Source organism: Ferrimonas kyonanensis DSM 18153, assembly GCF_000425405.1.
In the GTDB taxonomy this organism is placed as follows: Bacteria; Pseudomonadota; Gammaproteobacteria; order Enterobacterales; family Shewanellaceae; genus Ferrimonas; species Ferrimonas kyonanensis.
The window spans coordinates 188747-209543 of sequence record NZ_AUDJ01000002.1 but is presented as its reverse complement, the minus strand read 5'-3'; the positions used below and the strand labels follow the sequence as shown (position 1 = coordinate 209543).

Annotated in this window: 20 protein-coding genes and 1 riboswitch; of the genes, 11 read left to right on the top strand and 9 right to left on the bottom strand. The window is 59.5% G+C overall.

Features of this window, described 5'->3' with window-relative positions; all coding sequences use genetic code 11:
- The first annotated feature begins 34 nt into the window (after nucleotides 1-34).
- Genes H598_RS0103565 through H598_RS0103555 form a run of 3 tightly spaced genes read left to right on the top strand, consistent with a single transcriptional unit; the run spans nucleotide 35 to nucleotide 3118 of the window.
- The gene (locus H598_RS0103565; protein ID WP_028111776.1) at nucleotides 35-883 is read left to right on the top strand and encodes a putative selenate ABC transporter substrate-binding protein; all 849 of its coding nucleotides are present in this window, start codon (nucleotides 35-37) and stop codon (nucleotides 881-883) included.
- Nucleotides 883-1581 (top strand): ATP-binding cassette domain-containing protein, encoded by a 699-nt coding sequence (locus H598_RS0103560; RefSeq protein ID WP_028111775.1) that lies wholly within the window; start codon nucleotides 883-885, stop codon nucleotides 1579-1581. Before H598_RS0103565 ends, H598_RS0103560 begins: the two co-directional genes overlap by 1 nt.
- Entirely contained in the window at nucleotides 1574-3118 is a 1545-nt protein-coding gene (locus H598_RS0103555; RefSeq protein WP_245595547.1) for a PhnE/PtxC family ABC transporter permease, read from the top strand. Before H598_RS0103560 ends, H598_RS0103555 begins: the two co-directional genes overlap by 8 nt.
- A gap of 20 nt (nucleotides 3119-3138) precedes the next feature.
- On the opposite strand, the gene H598_RS0103550 is transcribed toward H598_RS0103555, so the two are convergent.
- Nucleotides 3139-3876, bottom strand: coding sequence for an SHOCT domain-containing protein (locus tag H598_RS0103550; protein WP_028111773.1), 738 nt, complete (start codon nucleotides 3874-3876; stop codon nucleotides 3139-3141).
- A 520-nt stretch (nucleotides 3877-4396) separates the two neighbouring features.
- Between H598_RS0103550 and H598_RS0103540 the strand changes: the two genes are divergently transcribed.
- Genes H598_RS0103540 through H598_RS23225 form a run of 4 tightly spaced genes read left to right on the top strand, consistent with a single transcriptional unit; the run spans nucleotide 4397 to nucleotide 6538 of the window.
- The gene (locus tag H598_RS0103540) at nucleotides 4397-4999 is read left to right on the top strand and encodes a DUF2589 domain-containing protein (RefSeq protein ID WP_169629206.1); all 603 of its coding nucleotides are present in this window, start codon (nucleotides 4397-4399) and stop codon (nucleotides 4997-4999) included.
- 3 nt (nucleotides 5000-5002) lie between these two features.
- The gene (locus H598_RS0103535) at nucleotides 5003-5539 is read left to right on the top strand and encodes a DUF2589 domain-containing protein (RefSeq protein ID WP_028111770.1); all 537 of its coding nucleotides are present in this window, start codon (nucleotides 5003-5005) and stop codon (nucleotides 5537-5539) included.
- A gap of 21 nt (nucleotides 5540-5560) precedes the next feature.
- Nucleotides 5561-6163 (top strand): DUF2589 domain-containing protein, encoded by a 603-nt coding sequence (locus tag H598_RS0103530; RefSeq protein ID WP_028111769.1) that lies wholly within the window; start codon nucleotides 5561-5563, stop codon nucleotides 6161-6163.
- 15 nt (nucleotides 6164-6178) lie between these two features.
- On the top strand, nucleotides 6179-6538 hold the full coding sequence (locus tag H598_RS23225; RefSeq protein ID WP_211227264.1) for a hypothetical protein: 360 nt from the start codon (nucleotides 6179-6181) through the stop codon (nucleotides 6536-6538).
- Here the strand turns inward: H598_RS23225 and H598_RS0103520 are convergent.
- The 4 genes from H598_RS0103520 to H598_RS0103505 form a co-directional block, all read right to left on the bottom strand.
- Nucleotides 6525-6839, bottom strand: coding sequence for a hypothetical protein (locus H598_RS0103520; protein ID WP_028111768.1), 315 nt, complete (start codon nucleotides 6837-6839; stop codon nucleotides 6525-6527). The two genes, H598_RS23225 and H598_RS0103520, sit on opposite strands and share 14 nt — an antisense overlap.
- 71 nt (nucleotides 6840-6910) lie before the next feature.
- A complete protein-coding gene (locus H598_RS0103515; protein ID WP_028111767.1) occupies nucleotides 6911-8035 on the bottom strand; it encodes an AI-2E family transporter in 1125 nt (374 codons plus the stop codon).
- Between the two features lie 62 nt (nucleotides 8036-8097).
- Entirely contained in the window at nucleotides 8098-9132 is a 1035-nt protein-coding gene (locus H598_RS0103510; protein WP_028111766.1) for a DUF2955 domain-containing protein, read from the bottom strand.
- A complete protein-coding gene (locus H598_RS0103505) occupies nucleotides 9122-10255 on the bottom strand; it encodes an HlyD family secretion protein (RefSeq protein WP_028111765.1) in 1134 nt (377 codons plus the stop codon). Before H598_RS0103505 ends, H598_RS0103510 begins: the two co-directional genes overlap by 11 nt.
- A 202-nt stretch (nucleotides 10256-10457) precedes the next feature.
- On the opposite strand from H598_RS0103505, the gene H598_RS0103495 reads away from it, so the two are divergent.
- Nucleotides 10458-11564, top strand: coding sequence for a M20/M25/M40 family metallo-hydrolase (locus H598_RS0103495; RefSeq protein ID WP_028111764.1), 1107 nt, complete (start codon nucleotides 10458-10460; stop codon nucleotides 11562-11564).
- Between the two features lie 452 nt (nucleotides 11565-12016).
- Entirely contained in the window at nucleotides 12017-12832 is an 816-nt protein-coding gene (locus H598_RS0103490) for a DUF3859 domain-containing protein (protein ID WP_028111763.1), read from the top strand.
- Between the two features lie 60 nt (nucleotides 12833-12892).
- Here H598_RS0103490 and H598_RS0103485 read toward each other — a convergent pair whose 3' ends face one another.
- Together H598_RS0103485 and H598_RS0103480 are read right to left on the bottom strand one after the other, a co-directional pair.
- Nucleotides 12893-13504 carry a LysE/ArgO family amino acid transporter gene (locus H598_RS0103485; protein WP_035415199.1) on the bottom strand — a complete coding sequence of 204 codons (612 nt, stop codon included), beginning with the start codon at nucleotides 13502-13504 and terminating at the stop codon, nucleotides 12893-12895.
- 135 nt (nucleotides 13505-13639) lie between these two features.
- A complete protein-coding gene (locus H598_RS0103480) occupies nucleotides 13640-15946 on the bottom strand; it encodes a hypothetical protein (RefSeq protein WP_028111761.1) in 2307 nt (768 codons plus the stop codon).
- A gap of 341 nt (nucleotides 15947-16287) precedes the next feature.
- On the opposite strand from H598_RS0103480, the gene H598_RS25420 reads away from it, so the two are divergent.
- Nucleotides 16288-17079 carry a putative metalloprotease CJM1_0395 family protein gene (locus tag H598_RS25420; RefSeq protein WP_051252350.1) on the top strand — a complete coding sequence of 264 codons (792 nt, stop codon included), beginning with the start codon at nucleotides 16288-16290 and terminating at the stop codon, nucleotides 17077-17079.
- Nucleotides 17080-17137: 58 nt separating this feature from the next.
- Here the strand turns inward: H598_RS25420 and H598_RS0103470 are convergent, their stop codons facing one another.
- A complete protein-coding gene (locus H598_RS0103470; protein WP_028111760.1) occupies nucleotides 17138-18550 on the bottom strand; it encodes an MFS transporter in 1413 nt (470 codons plus the stop codon).
- A gap of 354 nt (nucleotides 18551-18904) precedes the next feature.
- Nucleotides 18905-19005: riboswitch (purine riboswitch) on the top strand.
- A 24-nt stretch (nucleotides 19006-19029) separates the two neighbouring features.
- Between H598_RS0103470 and add the strand changes: the two genes are divergently transcribed.
- Complete coding sequence (gene add, locus H598_RS0103465; protein ID WP_028111759.1) at nucleotides 19030-20025, top strand: adenosine deaminase; 996 nt, start codon at nucleotides 19030-19032, stop codon at nucleotides 20023-20025.
- Nucleotides 20026-20061: 36 nt separating this feature from the next.
- On the opposite strand, the gene H598_RS0103460 is transcribed toward add, so the two are convergent.
- Entirely contained in the window at nucleotides 20062-20745 is a 684-nt protein-coding gene (locus H598_RS0103460; protein WP_156896918.1) for a hypothetical protein, read from the bottom strand.
- Nucleotides 20746-20797: the final 52 nt, after the last annotated feature.

Genomic DNA, 20797 nt, shown 5'->3' with positions numbered 1-20797 from the left:
GCGAGCGGCCTTTTTGTTGACTCAAGGATTCGATATGCGCCGCCTACTCGCCCTGATGGCATTGATGCTGACCCCGTTGGTCACCGCCCAGACCTTTACCTTTACCGCCATTCCGGATCAGGATGAGACCCGGCTGAGAAGCCGGTTTGACCAGGTCGCCGACTACCTCTCTGCCGAACTGGGCGTCGAGGTGAAATACGTGCCGGTGAAATCCTACGCCGCCGCCATTACGGCGTTTCGCAACAATCAGGTGCAGCTGGCCTGGTTTGGCGGCCTGTCCGGTGTTCAGGCCCGGGCCCGAGTGCCGGGCTCCCAGGCCATTGCCCAGGGCTATGAAGACCAATTTTTCAAATCCTACTTCATCGCCCACACCAGCACCGGACTTACCGCGGCCGAGCGCCTGCCCGAAACCCTGCGGGGCAATACCTTTACCTTTGGCTCGAAAGGCTCTACCTCCGGCCGCTTGATGCCGGAATTCTACCTGCGCCAGGCGTTCGAACAGGCCCCCTCTAAGACCTTCAGCAAGGTCGGGTTCAGTGGCGATCACAGCCGTACCATCGCCCTGGTTCAGGCCGGCAGTTACCAGGTGGGCGCCGTCAACTACAAGGTGTGGGAATCTGAGCTGGCCGCCGGCCACATCGACACCAGCAAGGTTCAGATTATCTGGGAAACCCCCACCTATCCGGACTATCACTGGACCATTCGCGGTGACGTCGATGCCACCTGGGGCGATGACTTTACCGCCAAGGTCACACAAGCGTTGCTGCAGATGAAACAACCGGCGCTGCTGAACGCCTTCCCCCGCAGCCACTTCGTGCCGGCGGACAACGATGATTATCAGCCGATTCTGGACACCGCCAAATCCATTGGACTGATGGATTGATGACGGCGCCACTGAGGCTGACCCAGGCCTCGCTGCAACGGGATGGCGTTGCCATCCTGCGCAACGTCAGCCTGACCATAGACGCCGGCGAAACCGTGGCGCTGGTGGGCGCGTCCGGAGCCGGCAAGTCGTCGCTGCTGGAACTGCTGCGCCAGCAGCACTGCGACCAGGTGGCCTGGTGCCCGCAAGCGCCGGCACTGGTCCCCATGCTGAGCCTGTACCTGAATGTGTATATGGGCCAGCTTCATCAACAGTCATTGTGGCGCAATCTGAAAAACCTGATGTTTCCCTCTGCCCGTCACTGGCAGCAGGTCCACGACCTGGCCCGGGAGCTGGGGTTGCTGGGCCAGGACCATGCTCGCACCCAGAGGCAACGGATGCTGCAGTCGGCCGAACGCTTCTCCGGCGGCGAACAACAGCGCATCAGCATTGCCCGGGCGCTGTTTCAACAACGGCCGGTGTTTCTGGGCGATGAGCCGGTCTCGGCGCTGGATGAGGTGCAATCGCGACGAGTGATCGAACGGATCAAGTCCCATCATCGCACCTCGGTCCTGGCCCTGCACGACGTAGAGCTGGCGCTGGCCTGCTGCGACCGCATCGTCGGTTTACAGGACGGCCAGGTGGTACTGGATCGCGCCAGTGCCGAACTGGACAGTGCCACCCTGCTGGCTCTCTACCCCGAACATCCCCATGGTTAAGACACTTCGACAGGCCTGGGGGCGCCCCAAGGCCAACCGCGCAGCCGAATTCCGCCGCATCAGTCTGTGGTTGGCGCTGACCGCGCTGTTCTGCCTGCCGTTTGCGGATCTGACCATCTATCAGTTATCGCCAGCCACCGAGTTGGGCCGGCTGCTGCTGGGCATGGCCACACCGGATTTCCTGGCCACCGAGTATCTGGCCGACGCGGTATTGACCACCCTGGCGTTTGCCCTGCAGGGCATCGCCCTGGCGGCGCTGTGTGGCTTCGGCTTGTCGCTGTTGTATCAGCTGCGCGGCGTACGCATCCTCGCCGCCCTGCTGCGGTCGGTGCACGAGCTGTTTTGGGCACTGTTGTTTCTGCAACTGTTTGGCCTTTCGGCGCTGACCGGCGTCCTGGCCCTGTGGCTGCCCTATACCGGCATCTTTACCAAGGTGTTTGGTGAGATTCTGGAAGAGGTGGATCGCCAACCGGAAGCGGCCCTGCCGAAGGCGAACACCCTGAACCAGGGGATCGCCCTGTTGCTGTACAGCCGGCTGCCGCTGGCATGGCCGCACTTCAAACACTACGCCCGATACCGGTTGGAATGCGGCATGCGCTCGTCGGTGGTGCTGGGGTTTGTGGGGCTGCCCACTCTCGGCTACCACCTGGAAACCGCCTTTCGCCAGGGGCATTACTCCCAGGCGGCGGCGTTGCTGTATCTGTTTTATCTGCTGATCGCCACCATGAAGTGGTGGTGTCGGGCCCCCCTGTTGCCGCTGTACCTGCTGGCATCACTGTGGTTCCTGCCACCGATCGCCAACGTCAATTGGGCGCTGATTTTTCAGTTTGTCAGCCAGGACATGGTGCCGGCGCCCCTGCGTGCCGAGCACTGGCAATGGTCGGCGGATCTGCAGCCCTGGTTGATGATGCTGTGGCAAGAGCAGATCAAGCCCGGACTCATCGACACCCTGCTGCTCAGCCAGATGGCACTGCTGCTGACCGCACTGCTGGCGCTGGTGTGGTTTCCCCTGCGCAGTCGCTGGTTCCTGCCGACGCCATTCCGGGCACTGGGGCAACTGTTTTTGATCGTCACCCGCTCCACCCCGGAGTTTGTTCTGGCCTTTGTCGGCCTGCTGGTGTTTGGCCCCAGCCTGCTGCCGGCGCTGCTGGCACTGGGAATTCACAACGGAGCCATCATCGGCCACCTGATAGGCGGATACAGCCAGACCCTGAGTTTGCGGCCCGACGACACCCCCAACGGGCTGAGCCGCCCCAGCCTGTATCTGTACCAGATTCTGCCCCGGGTCTATCCGCAGTTCGTCACCTGGCTGCTGTATCGCTGGGAGATCATTCAGCGGGAAACCGCCATCTTAGGAGTACTGGGCATCACCACCCTGGGGTTTTATATCGACTCGGCCTTTGAAGAGTTTCGCTTCGACCGCGCCCTGGTGCTGATCGCGGTCACCGCTCTGCTCAACCTGCTGGTCGATGCCACCGCCAGGCGCCTTCGCGCCCGGCTGCAGCAACCCAAACGTCTGCAGCACCGGGATGCCTGACGCCCAGGCGCCCTGCTGAGCTAGCCCAGCAGTTTGCTCTTCTGAGCCACAAACTCAGTATCGGTCAATACGCCCTGGCGGTGCAGCTCCGCCAGTTTCTGCAGTTCATCGGCCACGGAAACCGCCGCCGTCGCTTGAGGCTCTGAACTCATCGCTGCAGGCGCCCGGCGCTCATCGTCCCGGTCGGCACGTTGAATCAGCACTTCAAGCAGACCATGCCAGTGCCGAGCCTGCTGCATCGCCGCGTTATAAACCAGGCCGCCTTTTTGCGCCTCCGCATCCATCAGGTTGAGGTCGAGCAGCGGCCGTTCGGTGTTGTTCACCAGCAGGCGCAGATCGATGCGCTGCACCTTGTCGCTGGCGACTTTTTTGCCGGACAAACCGCCGACAATGGCGCCGACGCCTCCCAGTGCCAGTCCGCCAATCAAGGCCCCACCGAGCTGACTGCCACGGGCGGTTCGGGTCACAGTGTGGCCATCCTCAAACACCTCGACCGACAACAGGTCTGCGTACTCCAGCAAGGTCAATTCCGGCTCCAGCGTTCCCTGTCGAATCAAGCACAGTTTCTGGCTCGATTCATCCAGGGCGATGCCGGTATTGCCATCGTTCGCCATCAATTGCTGGGAGGGGGTAAACTCCGCCAGCGTCTCTAAACTCTGACGCATCTGCTTCTTACTGGATGAGCGGCTCCAGGCCTGAATCACGGCCACCACCACTGCCAAACCAAAAATCACCCCAATCCACTCCATCAACCCCATCGTCGTACCGGCTCCTTTGCCAAAATCTAAAATCGCGCCATTCTAGAAAGTGACGGTACCAATGAACAGTCAAAGGCGGCCACAACCGCCAATCCGACTCAGAAAATTCACCCCTGAACAACATTCCTGCCGGATCGTTCACTCAGACTCTACATTCGCGGGGTGTCGTCCGCAAAGGTCGGGACAATCACTCCGATTGCCGCCGGTCTTTGGCATTCGCCGCCGCCGGCCAGTACCACCAAAAGCCTGGCGACAGCCTCTGCCCACGCCGGCAGAGATCCTACCTTAGCGACGCCCGAGATAACCCCGTCGATAGCGTGGCTGGCGTGCGCCGCGGCTTCTGCCACTGTGTCGGCGTTTGACCGGTGCCTCGCTGGCTGTCCGCTCCGGCCCGCGAGTCTCGCCTGCTGCGGTGGTATCTGCACTACACTGACTGTCCGGCCGCGGCTAAATGCACGGCCACTGACTCACAAGGACTGTGCATCGGCCCCCGCCGATGGCCGATGGCGGCGGAGAGCCTATGAACGACACCACCCAAACCAGCGATCAACTGCAGGGACTGCCCATGTCCCACCTCATCGGCGGCCCCCTGTCCGCCGTGTGTGAAGGCCAGGCGCAACTGGCCCGAACCACCCAGGAATACATTCAGGACGTGGGCATGACCGGTGATAACCAGCTTCGAATGATTGAGTTCAGTTTCGACCGACCGCTGGAACACACCAATGCCGACGGCAGCGTCGACATCAAACTGCAGCAATACAAAGTTCAGGTGCCTTTCATCGCCATCGTTTCTGTCCCCAACCTGCAAGTCGAACAGGCGGACATCAACTTCACCATGGAGCTGAAATCCAGTCACTATGTGCAGCGCAAACCCAGTCCGGCACCGATGAACTCCCAGGCGGAACAACCGTCCTCAGGCCCGTCCACCAAACGTACCGTGCTCACCGGTAGCGTCACCAGCAGCAACCACAGCCGCAACAGCGCCACCCTCGACATTCGCATTCAGGCGCGCCAGCAAGGCATGCCCGAGGGGCTGTCCAGGGTCATGGACATGCTGCACAAGAGCATTGTGCCGTTGGAAGTGGGCCAGCCCAGGCCTCTCGAGCAAGACAGTAAGGGGTAATCGATGAAACTGCATGAACTGGTGGAGGCGATCATGGACTCGGTCACCGAAGCCCAACAACGCATCGAACAGCAAAACATTCAGAACCTGTTGCAGTATTTCGATCACGACAGCAGCGACGACAGCCTGACTCCCAAATCCATCGAGCTGAAGTTTCCCGGCACCAGCGTCGATCATCATGGCGATACCGTCATGGAAAACGGCTGCGTCAAAGTCGAACATCAGACGGTTCAGGTGCCTCTGTTGTCACTGCTTCAGGTCAACCCGATAAAAATCAAAGATATGTCCGTGCAGTTTGAATTGGGGCTGGGAGAGGTGGAAACCCTGACGCCGGACTCCGAGGGCGGACGAGGCCCGGATCCACTGTCCAACCTGCTGAACCGAGATTGCCGTCGCAAGGTGATGAATACCGAACTCAACCCCAGATCCGTCTTTGGTCGCAACAAGGACCGAAACGCGGAGGTGACCATCACCTTCGAGAGTGGCGAGCTTCCAGAGGGCTATCTGAAAATCAACAGTCAACTGATGAAGCTGTTTTAATTCAAAGGAAGGAAACCAACCATGTCCAATCTTGTAAAAATGTCGGATCAGTTTCAGGGCCTGCCCATGGCCAGCCTCATCGGCGGTCCGCTGAGCGCCGCCTGCGACTCGCAGGTGTCCTTGGCACAGGCCACCTCAGATTTCATCGACAGCGTCGGCATGGAGGTGAATGCCGATACCAAAACCAAACAGGTTCGAATGGTCAACTTTGCCTTTTCCAAGCCGGAAGAGGTGGTGCAGGCCGATGGCTCGGTAAAGCTGGAAACTGCCGACTACGAACTCAAGGTGCCGTTTATCTCCATCGTGTCGGTACCGACCCTGCAAGTGGACAACGTGGATGTCTCCTTCAACATGGAGGTGAAATCCTCCTTCTCCGAAACCACCCAGGAGGAGATGAAGGCCTCGATGGAAGCGGAAGCCGAATACAACGCCGGGCTGTTTAAGGTCAGAGCCAAGGTTCAGGGTTCGGTCTCCTCCTCCAAGGAATCACAGCGCGCCAGTGACAACTCCGCCAAATACGCGGTTCGGGTGACGGCAAAACAGACCGGTACCCCGGAAGGTCTGTCGCGGGTGATGGACATCCTGCAGCAATCCATTGCGCCGACTCCGGTCAACAAAAGCTAACCCAGGAGGACTGCGGTGATCACCTCTCAATCCCACAGCGACACCTTTGACCTGACCAACGTCGCCTATGTGCATCGGGTCGTCGTCGGCAGTGTTGACCCGCAGTCCCTGCCCACCGAGACCCAGCGCCAGCAACAGATGGCGCTGATCAACCGCTGCTTGAGCGAATCCCCCAAGGGCAAGGTGCTGGGGATGGAACGCAGTTTTTCCATACTGCGCATCAGCGAACACCAGGTGGTGCTGGAATCGGTGGCCTACCACATCGGCTTTACCCGCCAACCGTATTGGCTGATCGAGATGCAAAAACAGCAGCAGCAACAACAACCAAAATTTGAGGTCGACCCGGACAAGGTCAATCAGATCATTGGCGGCTGACGCCGTCGGAGTCGCCATCCAGGCGCACCGCCGACAACTCACCACTGGCATCCAGCAGGTAGTGATAGTCACAGACCGTCTGACAGGCGTCACAGCGGGCGGCGGCCATCAGCACCATGCGGTTCGCAGGCAGCGGCGATAGCTGGCCCCTGATGGCAGACAGCTTGATGGCGGCGGCACAGCGATCACACTGGGCCTGGAACCCATTAAACGCGGTTCCGTTGTCAAACAGGTAAGGCAGGGCGTCCGTGAGCGGGGGAAGCAGAATCCATTCCATTTGATGACTGAATTCAGTGCTCATGAGGCACCTCAGCTGGCAAACAGAAACACTAAGCCTAGAAAAACCTCCCCGACTTTGCCAGCCGCAACCGGCTAGCCCTGGCCCTCACGACTGCCCTCACCGACCGGTTCGCTCTCGGTTGCGGCATCGATTGTCGCCCCGGACTCCGCCGCCACCCAGGCAACAAACAGCTTATACCCCAGCGCCAACACCACGGCTCCGACAAACAGGCCAACAATGCCGGACATCATCATCCCCCCCAGGGCACCAATCAGAATCACCAGCATGGGGATATCCACCCCACGCCCCATCAACAGCGGTTTCAATACCGCGTCACTGGCGCTCACCAGGATGCCCCAAACCATAAACACGACCGCCACCGTGGTCGATTCCACCGAAAACACATAGGCCATCACCGGGGCCAGAATCAGTATCGGCGGCAGTTGCACGATGGCCAGCAGCAGCACCAGTAACATCCACAACCCGGTAGCCGGTACCCCGGCCATGGCCATGCCCGCGCCGGCCAGCAGGGACTGAATCAGGGCGACCCCGATCACTCCCTGGACCACGCTGCGTACCGTGGCCACCGCCAGCGACGCAAAGCTTTCACCATGCTCGCCAGCCAGGCGAATCGCCACCCGGTGAAACGCCGCATTGGCGCCTCGGGCATTGCCCATAAACACGCCGGCAATGATGATGGAGATGACAAACTGCAATACCGTGGCTCCCACCCCACCGGCGACCATGGCCGCCGACGAAGCAAACGCCTTGATCTCTGGGGCATAGGTATTCAGCACCCCGGCCAGGTTGGTCGAGGATCGGGACCAGAATTGATACAGCTTCTCCCCCACCAGCGGCCAGTCAGCCACCGATGCCTTCGGCGGCGGAATCTCCAGCGTACCCTGCTGAACGTCGCCGATCAGCTCCTGGGTCCCGGAAAACAGCGCGCCGGAAAACAGCAGTGTCGGCACCAGTAACAGCGCCAGCGCCAGCACGGTTACCGCTACACTGACCCGAGTCTGACTGAGCCCGGTGCGCAGCGCACCGGCCTGGACCAACGGGTACAGGGCGATGGCAATGATCCCGCCCCAGACGATGGGCAGGATAAAGGGCCGGACAATCTGAAAACACCAGGAAACCATCAGGGCAATCATGCCAATCTTGATGGCCGCATCCACGGCGGCGGAGGAAAACGATTCGGGCTCAACACTCTGCATACTTTAATACTCGCTCAGTCCTAATATCAGCAGCCAACCATTGTGACCGGCATCCGCCCTCACTAACGATGACGGGGGGACAACCAGGCCCAGTTCCTGCTCTCGAGAAAGAAAGACGCCACCACCATATACAACCCCACCAGCAGCAGTTGCAGCATCCTCAAATAGAAATTGACGTCCACCTCTTTGTCCATGGAGGAGGTGGTCGACCCCACTACCACCAGCAACGCCGAAAAGATGCCGGCATAGATCGGCGCCTTGGCCGGATCGGCGTAGATTCGGTGGCCAAACACCAGCGCCGCTAACATCGACAACGCCACGAAAAACGGCCACTGCGGCACAATCACCAACAGGTTGTAAAACACCACCGCCAAGCCACCTCCGATGCCATTGGTCAGCAGCAAAAACAGGCTGACCTTAACGCTCTTGGCGCCGGCACTCTGCAGCGACAGTATGGCAATGAAGATCATGGTCAGCAGCGCCCCCGACACCTCCATCAGGTAGAAAAAAACGATCACCGGCAACGCCAGTATCAGGGCGCGAAACGCCTCGAACGCCCGCTCATCCTGACTGAGGCTTACCCCGGGCGCGAGCTCTGGCGAGCCATCCGCGGCGGCGGACTCAGGTAACCACAGGTGCATCAGGGTAAACAGGGCCACCGCCACCAGACCGGAGAAGCTCAGCCCCAGGCCGACCTGGAGCGCCAGACCGGGCTGCAGCAACCCCAGGTAAGGCAGCAACAGCACCGAGATGATCAGCATGGTGGCGAAGAAATTCCACCTGGGGTCGGTGAACAGGTAATAAGCCCACAGCATCAATAACGCCAACAGTGGCACCAGCAGCAACGGATACTCGGTGAGGCCAAAACTCACCAGCCAGGCGATGGCTACCGTGACGCTCATCGAGATCACTAACTCATAGACCGTATGCAGAGTCGGCGCCTGCCGGTCGACCAAAAACTTGGCCAGGAACACCGGCACAATAAACGCCAGCGGCCAGGCCCACAGTGCCGAGATGGCGACACTCAACCCGATGCCTAGGGTAAAGCGCCACACTCGGCGGTTGACCCGGTCATCACTCAGCGCGCTAGCGAACATAAGACAACCAGCTGACCGCCCGAATCCACAGCTTGCCAAACAGGTTAATCACCCCACCGTCCTGACTGTAGACCACCACATCCACCTGGCCGCCAATCCGCCTGAACCCCTGAGCCTCGTCGGCGGCCATCACTATGGTCACCGGAAACCGCTGAGCCTGACGCAACCAACCGGTGTTGCCGGCCACCTGAGCCAGTTTGCCGGTTTGCTCACTCTGGCCCCAGTCGATGCCATAGTCGATGCTGCCGACCCGTCCCGAGAACACTCGCCCAGGCGCGTAATCCAGCGCAAATTCAACCTCGTCGCCGGCGTCGATGTTGCCGAGGCTGTTTTCTCTAAAATAGGCTTCTATCCACACCTCATCGACCGAGATAAAGGTCATGATGGGCTGGCCGGTGGTGGCATAGATGCCCTCCTTGAGGCGGAAGTTGGACGCCACCCCGTCCGTAGGCGCACGGATCTGGGTGCGCTCCAGATTCAGCTGCGCCTGTTGCAGGCTCAGCAGCGCCTGCTTCATCTGGGTGTTATTGGCCCCTTCGGTCCCCAGGCGCTCTTCGGCCTTGGCCAGATCGGCGCGGGCACTGGCGACGCCGGCTTCGGCCTTGGTCAAGGCGGCGCGGGCGTTATCCGCGTCGGCCTCAGACATCACCCCTTTCTCCACCATGGTAAAGATCCGCCGCGACTGAACCTGGGCATTTTTCAGGTTGGCCAGGGCATTGGTGACCTTGGCCTGGGCCGCAGTCACGTTGGCGGTTTGGGCCCCCATATTCTGCCCCGCCTGCTTCAGCGCCTGCTCGGCCTGTTGCAAGGCAATCCGATAGTCGGTCTGATCGATGGCCGCCAGTACCTGCCCCTGACGAATCAAGGTATTGGGTTCAACCCGAATCGCCTCGACTTTGCCGGATACCTGCGGGCTGATGGGCACCACATAGCCCCGGACTCGGCCGAGATCGGTGCTGGGTATCAGCCTGTCGGCCACCAGGTGAAACAGGAACAACACCACCACCAGGGCCAGGATGGCATTGGTGGCCTTGCGGATTTTAGGGTTGACCCCGGACGGCGTGTCTTCGTTGGCGCTCGTTTCTTCGGCGCCGGCCGGCGCCCTCTCCTGCTGTTGTGTCATGCCCCTGCGCTTCCGTTACCATTGAGTGAAAACAAAGAGAGAAACCAAGCAGTTCACTCTCCCCTATACACTGTAGACCGAGGCAGACAGGTCGGTGTTTTTTTTGCTGGGGATGCCATTGACCACTTCAATGAGCTGGCTCACGCCAACGGCACGCCAAATTCGATACAGTGCCCCCTTTGACACGCACTCAAGGCACAAGATGACAGGCATTAATCAACAACGACTGGTGGATCACTTCATCGAACTGGTGAAAATCGACAGTGAATCCGGTAATGAGAAGGCGATTGCCGAGACCCTGGCAGAGCAGTTGGGGCAACTGGGGTTTCAGGTACAGCGCCTGCCGGTCGACGACATGCTCTCCAACGGCTTTAACCTCTATGCCCGATTGCCGGGAACCTTGCCGGGCAGCATTCTGCTGAGCTGTCATATGGACACCGTCAGCCCGGGCAACGGCATCAGCCCGATGATTGAAGACGGCATCATCCGCTCCGATGGCAGCACCATCCTCGGCGGCGACGACAAGTCCGGCATTGCCGCCATCATGGAAGCGATTCGAGTGTTGCAGCACGACAACCGCCCGCATCAGACCGTTGAGCTGGCATTTACCGTGTATGAAGAGGGCGGCCTGCACGGTTCCAAGCAATTCGACATGTCGGTGATCGAGTCCCAACGGGCCATCGTACTGGACTCCGGTGGCGACATCGGCACCATCATCACCACCGCCCCGGGGCAACAGAATCTTAAGATCACCCTGGAGGGCAAACCAGCCCACGCCGGGCTGGCCCCGGAGCAGGGGATCAATGCGCTGACGGTGGCCGCCGAAGCCATCAACAACCTGAGCCTGTCGCGAATCGATGACGAAACCACCGCCAACATCGGCATCGTCCGGGGCGGCAACGCCACCAACATCGTAATGCCGTCACTGTACCTGGAAGCGGAGGCCCGTTCCCTGGATGACCACAAACTGGCGGCTCAGGTTCAGCACATGGTCACTGGCTTTGAACAAGCCGCAGCCAATCACGGCGCCAGCGTCAGCATCGACAGCCAACGGGCCTACAACGCCTATCGCATCGATGATGACCACCCTCTGGTAACCCAGATCCGCACCGCCTTTACCAGCATGGGCATCGAAGCAAAGACTCGGGCTACCGGCGGCGGCAGTGACGCCAACATCTTCAATGAGAAGGGGCTGACCACGGTCAACCTGTCCACCGGCATGGCCAAGGTTCACACCACCGAAGAGCAGATCGCCATTAGTGACATGGTGGCCATTTCACAATTCCTGACCCATTTCCTGGCCAGCTAAACACCAGGGCCGCCGCTTCGGCAGCGGCCCATTTATATATTAGAATAAGTGCATAACAAAACTAATATCGGCCTCGACGCTCCCCAAAGCATGCTATTTTCAAGGTAATAATCACTGAACTTTATCCCTTGATAAAATAAGTGTATTTAACTGCTTCGTCCCCCTGCATTTGCCCCAAACCAGACCATTAGCTCTCAAACTTCCTGCATAAACCACTGTTTTAGCGCAGTAAAGCCAGACGTAATGCTACAAAAACCTAACTAAACATTCGCAATAAATGAAACTTCAGTGCAAAAAAGAGATTGAATAACAGTATTTTGACCAGAGATTGATTCGAGGCTGTCCATATTTCTAACTGCTCTACAAAAATGGATCATTTAATACCAATTTCATTGAGAATGGTTCTCTTTGTCCGTATAATTCCGCCTCCCTTAATCACTCGGATATGACTCATGTATCGGCGCCTTGCTGTCCCTACTGGACTGACGTTCCTACTGCTATCTCTTCTGGTCGGCTGTGCCTCGGTCAATGCTCCGTCCGAGCGCAGCGAATTACCGGCCATTACCGCCAAGATTCAGGTGTCCGGCCAGGCCCGTGAATTGCCAACCAAAGCCGGCGAGCAGAGAATCAAATACAAGCGCCGGGCCACCGTCGTTGCCCAGCTCGGTCAAGGCTTCGGTTTCAGCTACCGTCCTCGCCTGGCCGAAGGGGAAATCAGTCAACAAACCACTTTGCCCGTCACCATCACGGTCACCCATCCTCCGCTCACCCTGGCTGACGGCCGCGAGACTCGAGTCACGCAATGGGACAGCGAGATGGAGCTGGACAAGATTAACCACGGCGTGTGGATGTTTGAGTCTGAGCGAATGCTGGTTCCCGGCAGTTGGTACCTGAGCGTCGACTACAATGGCCAATCACTGGCCAAGCGTCACTACGTGGTCGACATCGTGCCGACCGCGCCGCAAAAACTGACCTCGGTCTGCAGTGCCGATGAATCCCGCTACCTGTCAGGGTTGGCCAGGGATCACAACGCCTGCTGCAACAACAACGACGCCCACGCCTGTTTCAATTTTGCCTGGCGCGGCGTCGAACGCAGCGGCGACACCCTGGGCGCCGCCCTCTATTACGGGCGCGGCTGTGAACTGGGCGATCCGTCAGCCTGTCGTTTTGCCGGCCGTCTGGCCAAAGATCACCAACAAAAGCAGCGCTGGTACAGCCTGGGCTGTGAACTGAATGATACCGACAGCTGCCAAAAGCTGATGGACTGATCGTCGCCACCGAATCAACATTGACCCTGCCGTCGCCCCAGCCATCATCGCTACTGGCGACTAGTGGCGAACCAAGGCCCAGGCAATGGCAAACATCATCAGTCCGACCGCCACCTCAAACCACTGCCAGGCCCGCGCCCGGCTGAACAGCGGCGCCAACAGACGGGCGCCATAACCCAGGCTGAAGAAAAACAGGAACGACGCCGATACCGCCCCCAGGGCAAACGCGGCTTTGGCGCTGTACTGAGTCGATACCGAGCCCAGTAACACCACGGTGTCCAGATAGACACTGGGGTTGAGCCAGGTAAACGCCAGGCAAGCCAACGCCGCCTGTTGCCAGCGACCGACCGCCATCCCCTCGGCGCTCATGGCATGGCGAGCCGTCAGCGCCGAACGCAAACTCAGGATGCCATAGAGACACAAAAATCCGGCGCCAGCCCAGCGCCCCCATTGGGCCACGTCATCCGACAGGCTGAGGACACTGCCAAATCCAAATACCCCGGCGCTGATCAGCAGTGCATCGGAGGCGGCACAGATGCTGACCACCAACAAGACATGCTGACGCATGATCCCCTGACGCAGCACAAAGGTATTTTGCGCGCCGATGGCAAAAATCAGTGAAAGCCCCAGGGTAAAACCGGAGATGGCGGCCTGCAAAGCACTGTCGTTCATGTCGTGACTCAAAATCCTGATGCTGCCACAGTGAGTGGCTGAGGGAGCACCATGGTACGCCAAACCGGTTGCCACAGCGAAAAAAAAGCACCGCCGGAGCGGTGCTTACAATGCGCTAACAAACTACGACATGCTTCAATCGCTGATGCTGACTACCGTCGAGTAGATCTCCCCTTGATTGGCACCAATTTCAGGTTCGTCCCCCTCATAAGGCCCAATCTGTTGCCATAGGCTGTTGCGATAGAAGCCTCTTACGTCCAGCACTCCGCCGTCACTGGCGACAATGGCCAGTAACTCTTCATCGCTAAAGGTGTAGCTGCTGCCTGAATCACCGCTCTCCGTCAGCTCACTCAGGGCCAGCCTGAGGTAGCCGGCATCGGTAATCGACCAACCGATGGCAAACTGCTCATCTTCATCCTGCCACTGACCGGTGCCATCGGCATTGAGCAGCACCTGTTCATCATCAAACAGCGTCAGGGTTTTTCCGGCCACCATCGCCTCGGTAAAGGCCATGGCAGACTCCGAGTGTTGACGGCACAGCGACACCACCCGTTCAAAGGCGCGAATGCTGTGGAACGACGACACCGGACCACCAAACCCATCGTAGGCATCGTCTTCATAGCCGGACTCCAGCACACAGGCGTTGTCCGAGGTCACCTGATACTGATCCAGGTAAGCAAAATCGATGGCCGCCAGCACCGCCTCGCCGCCACTTTGGTTGTAGACCCAGCTGGTTTCGGCATCCAGTTGTGGCGAATAGCGCATGCCCATCAGCACCGAGCCATCGTACTCGGCGGCAATCATCGACGTCAGGCGAGGCGCAAATGCCAGCGCCGGTTGGTAACTGGCCGGCAACTCCAGCAGGATCAGCGACTGGCCGTCTTCCAGTCCCGCCGGGGTCTGATAACTCCATACCGATGACGCCACCTTGTCGCTGGCACCGCTGGCCCACTGAATCCGGTAGAACTCCGCAGTTTTACTGTCGTCATCAACCAGTTTCACCACCAGGGTCTCGCCGGCCTCGCTGTCTACCACCACCGCTCCGGCCAGGCTGTCACTGCCTTCAGCCACCAGCAGACTCGACAACTCACTGGCGTTGATCGGTTCCAGGTTATCGTTGAGCAGCGTCACCGGCACCGTGTCTCCGCCATCGGCAAACAACTCATAGTGCGCCTCGGTCACCGCGTCGGTGACTCGGTAGCCCAGATCACCGTCGCCAAAGGTGGCGGTTTCATCCACCAGATGGCTGAGCACCTGAGTTTGCGGCCGTACCGACAAAAACTCCATGATGCCGCGTCCCTGCAGATCCACACTCAGCTGCGGCGTTAACAGGTAGCTGACCGCCACTGCGCGGTCGGAAAAGGTCACCGAGCCATCGTCGTTGACGCTGAGCAGTTGCCAGTTATCGGCGCTGAGTTGCCAGCCTTGTGGCGTCAGCACCAGGTTGCCGTCCAGAGACCCTGGCTCATAGGCCATCAGCTCGCCCCATTGCCCTTGCGCCTCATCCAGCTCAGCGTAACTGTCTGCGGTCGGGCTCAGGATGCCGTAATCCATGCCCACCAGCTGCACCAGTTCGGCGTCATAGACCCAGGAGTCAAACCAGGTCACCCCGGCACCGCCTTCGGCAAACTCGGCGGCCAGCTCACTGTTAGCCGCGGTGGTGATGTCGGCGACTGCCGCCGACACCACCTCATCGACCACCTGTTCCACCGCCGCCAGCAGGTCATCGATGTCGGTAAACCCATCCAGGCTGATGTTGCCGTCGCTGAGCAGTTGATCGAAATCCTGCTGCACCTGATTGACCAGGGCTTCCACTTGCGCCACCGCATCGGCATCGGTGGGATCCAGGCCCAAGTCGGCAAAACTCAGATCCGCCTCGATGCTGTCCAGCAGTTGCTGATAGGCCGAGGTGGACGCCAGATCGACATCCACATTCAGGGCCGTTGTCGGTGCATACAGGGTGTTATCCGGTAACGGTTGTCCCACCGAGATCACGATCTCCTCAGACAGGTCAAACACCACCACACAATCCAACCTGGGATCGCCATCGATGCTGATCTCCCACACCCCGGCGGCTTCATCAAAGCGGAGATTGTCTGCGGTCAGCGTGACCCGCTCCAGCACTACCCCGTTGGCATCCACCACCACCAGCGCGATGTTGCCGGCTTCAATGTCGCTGGCATCCACCGCATGGGCTCTGGGCAACAGCTGCGACAGCAGTCCGCCCTGGTGGCCGCGCATCCGCTGCAGGCTAATCAGGGCATCCGGGGCCGATAGGGAAACAGAAAAAGTGGTGAGTTCGGACGGTGGGTTACCGCCGTCACCACCGGGCTGATCCGGGGAACCGGGATCGGCGGCGGGAGAGTTATCATCGCTGCCGCACGCGGCCAATCCCAGTGACAGGGCGACAACCCATGAAGACAGCAACAGCTTACTGTGCATCGGAAGCTCCTTTTTCCTAGTTGAAAGCAGTGGTATGACCGGCATCAAGCAAGCAACGACAACTCCCTGCGCCTCGCTTCGGCCGACTAGAAATGACTCTAACCAACCGCGAATGGCGCCGCCAGCGCCAAAGCGCACCGGCCATCCCCCAAATGGTATAAGAAAGCCAAATTAACGCCCTTTGCGGTTTGCCTCATCGGAGATACGCCATTGATCTTCCCAAGCTAAAGTGCTTTAAATTCATCGCACTCTCTTCACCTTGGCTTAGAAACACGCGATACTGACGACTCCGCAGGGGCGGTTAACCCGTCCCACCATCGCCACCAGCTTCGGAAGAGACCATGAGCCTGTCCTCCCTGCCTCCGACCAATGCCGTAGCGCCACTGACGCCGATCCATAGCGGTCAGGCAGAGCCATCGCCCGCCAACCCGAAACAGTCGGAGCCGGTTCAGCCGGATGCCGTGACCGCCACTCAGACCGGGCAGAAAAGCGCCACCGATGCCGATGCGTCCCGCTCGTCCCATCCGGGCCAGACCCAGACTGACGCCGACTCGGCCCCTTCCAGCGCCGAGGCCCGCCTGGTAGAGCAACAGCTGCAGCAGTTGCAAACCCGGGATCAGGAGGTCAAAACCCATGAGCAGGCCCACGCCAATGCCGGCGGCCAGCATGCGGGGCGACCGAAGTACGAATTTACCCGCGGCTCAGACGGACGCATGTACGCCAGCGACGGCGAAGTCAGCATCGACACTGGCAAGATTGAGGGGGATCCCCAGGCCACCATCGATAAGATGCAAACGGTGATTCAGGCCGCCAACGCCCCGGCCCAGCCGTCCAACCAGGATCGCAAGGTCGCCGCCCAGGCGGCGGTGATCATGAGTGAAGCCCGCGCCGAAATGCTGCAAGAGGTACAGCAGGCCGAGCAGGAGGCCGACAGCGAGTTGACGGCTGCCTCTACCGAAAAAACCAGCGACACCCCATCGGCCACAGATACCAACGCCCAGCCTGCCGCCAAGCTCGACATCGAGGACAGCGACAACGACCAGGCCCAGTCGCGACTGCAAAACCAGATGGTCAAGGCCGGCGCCTACCAGCAGGCGTTCCCGCCGGGCACCGTCATCGACGACCGCCTCTGAGCTGAAGACAAAAAAGGCCCGTAACGGGCCTTTTTTGATCGTCAATGTGCGGCTGCGATTAGGCGGGGGCCACTTCGGCGTCCACCTTATCGGCATCCAGGCGCTTGATCACCGCGCCATAGATGATCAGTGACACCGCTGACAGTGAGGCAATGCCGGCAAACACGTACCAGATGTAGTGGGCATGGCTGGCCGCCGCCGCCCAGGCCTCATGGCTGGCAAACAGGCGCGGATCCGGGCAGTAGGCCTCCAGCAGGTAACCGGACAGGCCGAAACCCAGCAGCGAGCTGATGAACGAGTGCAGGTGCGAGAAACCCAGGTACAGCCCCTCCTCGCCCTTGGGCGCCTGCAGGGAGAAATACTCCAGGAAGCGCGGCGAGATAAAGGACTCCGCCAGGCCCTGCAACACGATGCCGACGATCATCATCAACGCGATGGGATGGACCTGAATGAAGCCCAGATCCACGTTGCCGCTCAGCATGTTGCCCGACGCCATGGCCAGCGCCGATACCGGCATGATGAACATGCCCACGGTCATGGAGAACAGGGCGCTGCGCTTACGCATCAATGCCGTCACCACACCGACGGTCATCACCACCACAAAGGGGTTAACGTTGGCGTACCAGCTGGGAGAGGCACCCTCGCCTGCCATCCGCAGCACGTACTTGGGCATGGTGGCATACAACTGGTGCTGCACCATCCAGAAACCGGAGATGATGAAGGTCAGGGTGATCAGGCGGGCGTTGCCGACCACCTTCACCAACGCCGCCCAGGTCTGGGACAGCGAACGTTTCTCGGTGGCATCTTCGGCGGTCTTAAAGAACATGAAGATGGCAAAGAACGCCACCGCCGTCATGGTGGCGGCGAAGTAGTTGAGGTTAATCAGGCCCAGATCGCCCATGGACTCGCGCAGCGGCTTGACCACGGTTTTGCCGGAAAAGGCGCCGATGTTCACCATCATGTAGAAGATGGAGAAGCCCTTGGCTCGGGTCTCGGCGGTGGTGGACTTGGCCACGGTGGCGGTGATCACCGCCTTGATGAAGGAGCCACCGATCATGATCACCACCATCACCGGCACAATGGCCCAGCGTTGATCCGACTCCATCAGGCCGGTAAACACCACCTGACGGCCGTACTCCACCAGTCCCTGAGACTCCATGATCGCCGGTAGCAGCGCCAAACTGGCATAACCGATGGTCAGCAGACCAAAGGCCAGCATCAACGAGTTTCTAAAGCCGATCTTATCGGCGATGGCACCACTGAAGGTGGGCAGAAAATACAGGCCGGCGGAAAACATGCCGGAGATCCAGGCCGCTTCCACGTCGCTAAAGCCCAGGATTCGGGACAGATACAGGGTAATAACGATGAATACGCCGTAATAGGCCGCCCGTTCCAACAGCTCAACGCCGTTGGCTATCCAGAAGTTCTTCGGAAAGCCGCCGAAGAAAGAAGAAGATGAATTTGAATTCATTATAATTATTTCCAGCTACAGGATTGGTTGGCGAGTCACCTCGGCACCGGCCCGGGCGATAATCCCAGCACCTGGCACTGTCACTGCGCCCACTTGTGCCGGAGAGTCTACCCTATTTTTACATTCACAGAGAACCTGGATGACAGCGGCGTTGCCTGAGTGTTACATCTGTAGCGATTGTCTAACCCGGGTTTGCCCCGGCAAAACGGCTCACAGCGCCGAACAGACGAAACTAACCCTCACAAATATCGGGCTTTTCTTTCTGATCTGACCAGATTAGGGAAGTTTGGCGCGGGTCACACTGTCAGAATCGGTAGTGAATTTCAGCTTTGCACCCTAAGTTACGCTTATGTTAGACTCTGCCGAAAATTGCTTCATATAATCCCAATGATACGGTTTGGGAGTTTCTACCAAGAGCCTTAATATTCTTGATTATGAAGTCTGTAGCTTTATGTGCGCCGTAATAAAGGTAGAGACTCATGAATCATTTTAACCTGCCCAAGATCGATCTACATTGCCACCTGGACGGCAGCGTTCGTCCCCGCACCATTATCGAGCTTGCCCAACAGCAGGGACTGTCGCTGCCCAGTGACAATGTCGATGACATTCGCGCCTTAATGGTCGCCCCGCCGACCTGCCCCAACCTGGATGAGTACCTGAAACGGTTTGAATTGCCGCTGTCGGTGATGCAGACCGAAGCCGCCATTAAACGGATCTCCTTTGAGCTGTTTGAAGACGCCGCCCTGGAAAACGTCAAGTACCTGGAAGTGCGTTTCGGCCCCCTGCTGCACCTGCAACAAGGCCTGACCCTGGATCAGGTCATCGGCAGCGCCGTGGCCGGGATGAGAGAAGCGGAGCGTCAGTACGACATTCGCGGCAACTACATCCTGTCGATCCTGCGCACCATGGCCAAAGATCGCATCGATGACGTCATCGACGCCGGTGCCCGCTACCTGAACCGGGGCGTAGTCGCCTTTGATCTGGCCGGCAGCGAACTGCCGGGCTTCAGTCAGGAGTTCATCGCCTATGCCGATTACGCCCGCCAACAGGGCTATCGGGTCACCATTCACGCCGGTGAACAGGGCAGCGGTCAGAACGTGTTTGATGCGGTAACCCTGCTGGGTGCCGAGCGCATCGGCCACGGCATTCACATCAAGGGCCACCCTCAGGCGTATCAGCTGGTGAAAGCCCAGTCGGTGGCACTGGAAACCTGCCCCAGCAGCAACATACAGACCAAGGCGGTGGACGATCTGGCCAGCCACCCGGTCAAAGCCTTCCATAAGGACGGCGTACTGATCACCATCAACACCGACAACCGCACCGTGTCCGACACCACCATGACCGATGAGGTACGCAAGGTAGTGGAGGAGTTTGACCTCAGCGAGGAAGAGTATTTCGAGATCTACCGGGTCAGCGTCGACAACGCCTTTGCCAGCGATGAGGTGAAGACCCGTTTGCTGAGGTACCTGCCTTAACGGCTCGGCGGCAGTGCACCGGTCTCGGCGCCGCGGTTACGACTGGGGCTGGGGCAGGTGCAAACGCTGGCTGGCGAAACCGGCGCCGCCGCGCACCGGGCCGTAGGCTTCTCCCGTCAGCTTGGCCTCGATCATGCTGAAACCGCCGTAGGTCACCACTTCCACCTGCATAATCACCGAGCTGCGGCTGGGCAGCCACACCTGCAACTCCCACACCGGCACCACCGACAGCCTCTGGGTCATGGGCGCCAGCTCAAACTCGTCGCACACCAACTGGGCCTGTTCGGCCAACTCGGCCATCAGGGTGCCAATCTGCGGGTGACGCATCAGTGAGTTGGTGAGATTGGACTCAAACGCGTCCGGAAACCGCTCAATCTCTTCCAGAGTTCGATAGGCAAACTCCGAGTCGACGGTAAAGCTGTCCCCCAGTTTCCAGGCCACCTGCCGCGACAGCGATACGTAATCCACAAAGCTCTGCTGCTGCGAGGCTGCGGGCGCTACCACTGCCACCTTGTCCGATGCACCTGCAGGGCAAGCCAGCACACTCAGGCTCGCCTTGGCCACACTCAATACCGCAAACTGGGACGACGCCTCCAGGCACAGGGGACGCACCAGATCCTGAACCTGCTGCGCCTGGCAATGGTGGCAATTAAGCAGCAGACGCTCCACCGCCTGCGCACTGCTACCGAGCAGCAGACACATCACCATCGCCCATCTCATTACCGTCCCTCCCCGGTCGCCGCCGGAAATCACGCTACCTCTGCCGCTGGCA

Coding starts and splice junctions, on each gene's coding strand:
- H598_RS0103565 (WP_028111776.1), top strand. CDS start 35: ATGCGCCGCCTACTCGCCCTGATGGCATTGATGCTGACCCCGTTGGTC.
- H598_RS0103560 (WP_028111775.1), top strand. CDS start 883: ATGACGGCGCCACTGAGGCTGACCCAGGCCTCGCTGCAACGGGATGGC.
- H598_RS0103555 (WP_245595547.1), top strand. CDS start 1,574: ATGGTTAAGACACTTCGACAGGCCTGGGGGCGCCCCAAGGCCAACCGC.
- H598_RS0103550 (WP_028111773.1), bottom strand. CDS start 3,876: ATGGGGTTGATGGAGTGGATTGGGGTGATTTTTGGTTTGGCAGTGGTG.
- H598_RS0103540 (WP_169629206.1), top strand. CDS start 4,397: ATGAACGACACCACCCAAACCAGCGATCAACTGCAGGGACTGCCCATG.
- H598_RS0103535 (WP_028111770.1), top strand. CDS start 5,003: ATGAAACTGCATGAACTGGTGGAGGCGATCATGGACTCGGTCACCGAA.
- H598_RS0103530 (WP_028111769.1), top strand. CDS start 5,561: ATGTCCAATCTTGTAAAAATGTCGGATCAGTTTCAGGGCCTGCCCATG.
- H598_RS0103520 (WP_028111768.1), bottom strand. CDS start 6,839: ATGAGCACTGAATTCAGTCATCAAATGGAATGGATTCTGCTTCCCCCG.
- H598_RS0103515 (WP_028111767.1), bottom strand. CDS start 8,035: ATGCAGAGTGTTGAGCCCGAATCGTTTTCCTCCGCCGCCGTGGATGCG.
- H598_RS0103510 (WP_028111766.1), bottom strand. CDS start 9,132: ATGTTCGCTAGCGCGCTGAGTGATGACCGGGTCAACCGCCGAGTGTGG.
- H598_RS0103505 (WP_028111765.1), bottom strand. CDS start 10,255: ATGACACAACAGCAGGAGAGGGCGCCGGCCGGCGCCGAAGAAACGAGC.
- H598_RS0103495 (WP_028111764.1), top strand. CDS start 10,458: ATGACAGGCATTAATCAACAACGACTGGTGGATCACTTCATCGAACTG.
- H598_RS0103490 (WP_028111763.1), top strand. CDS start 12,017: ATGTATCGGCGCCTTGCTGTCCCTACTGGACTGACGTTCCTACTGCTA.
- H598_RS0103485 (WP_035415199.1), bottom strand. CDS start 13,504: ATGAACGACAGTGCTTTGCAGGCCGCCATCTCCGGTTTTACCCTGGGG.
- H598_RS0103480 (WP_028111761.1), bottom strand. CDS start 15,946: ATGCACAGTAAGCTGTTGCTGTCTTCATGGGTTGTCGCCCTGTCACTG.
- H598_RS25420 (WP_051252350.1), top strand. CDS start 16,288: ATGAGCCTGTCCTCCCTGCCTCCGACCAATGCCGTAGCGCCACTGACG.
- H598_RS0103470 (WP_028111760.1), bottom strand. CDS start 18,550: ATGAATTCAAATTCATCTTCTTCTTTCTTCGGCGGCTTTCCGAAGAAC.
- add (WP_028111759.1), top strand. CDS start 19,030: ATGAATCATTTTAACCTGCCCAAGATCGATCTACATTGCCACCTGGAC.
- H598_RS0103460 (WP_156896918.1), bottom strand. CDS start 20,745: ATGAGATGGGCGATGGTGATGTGTCTGCTGCTCGGTAGCAGTGCGCAG.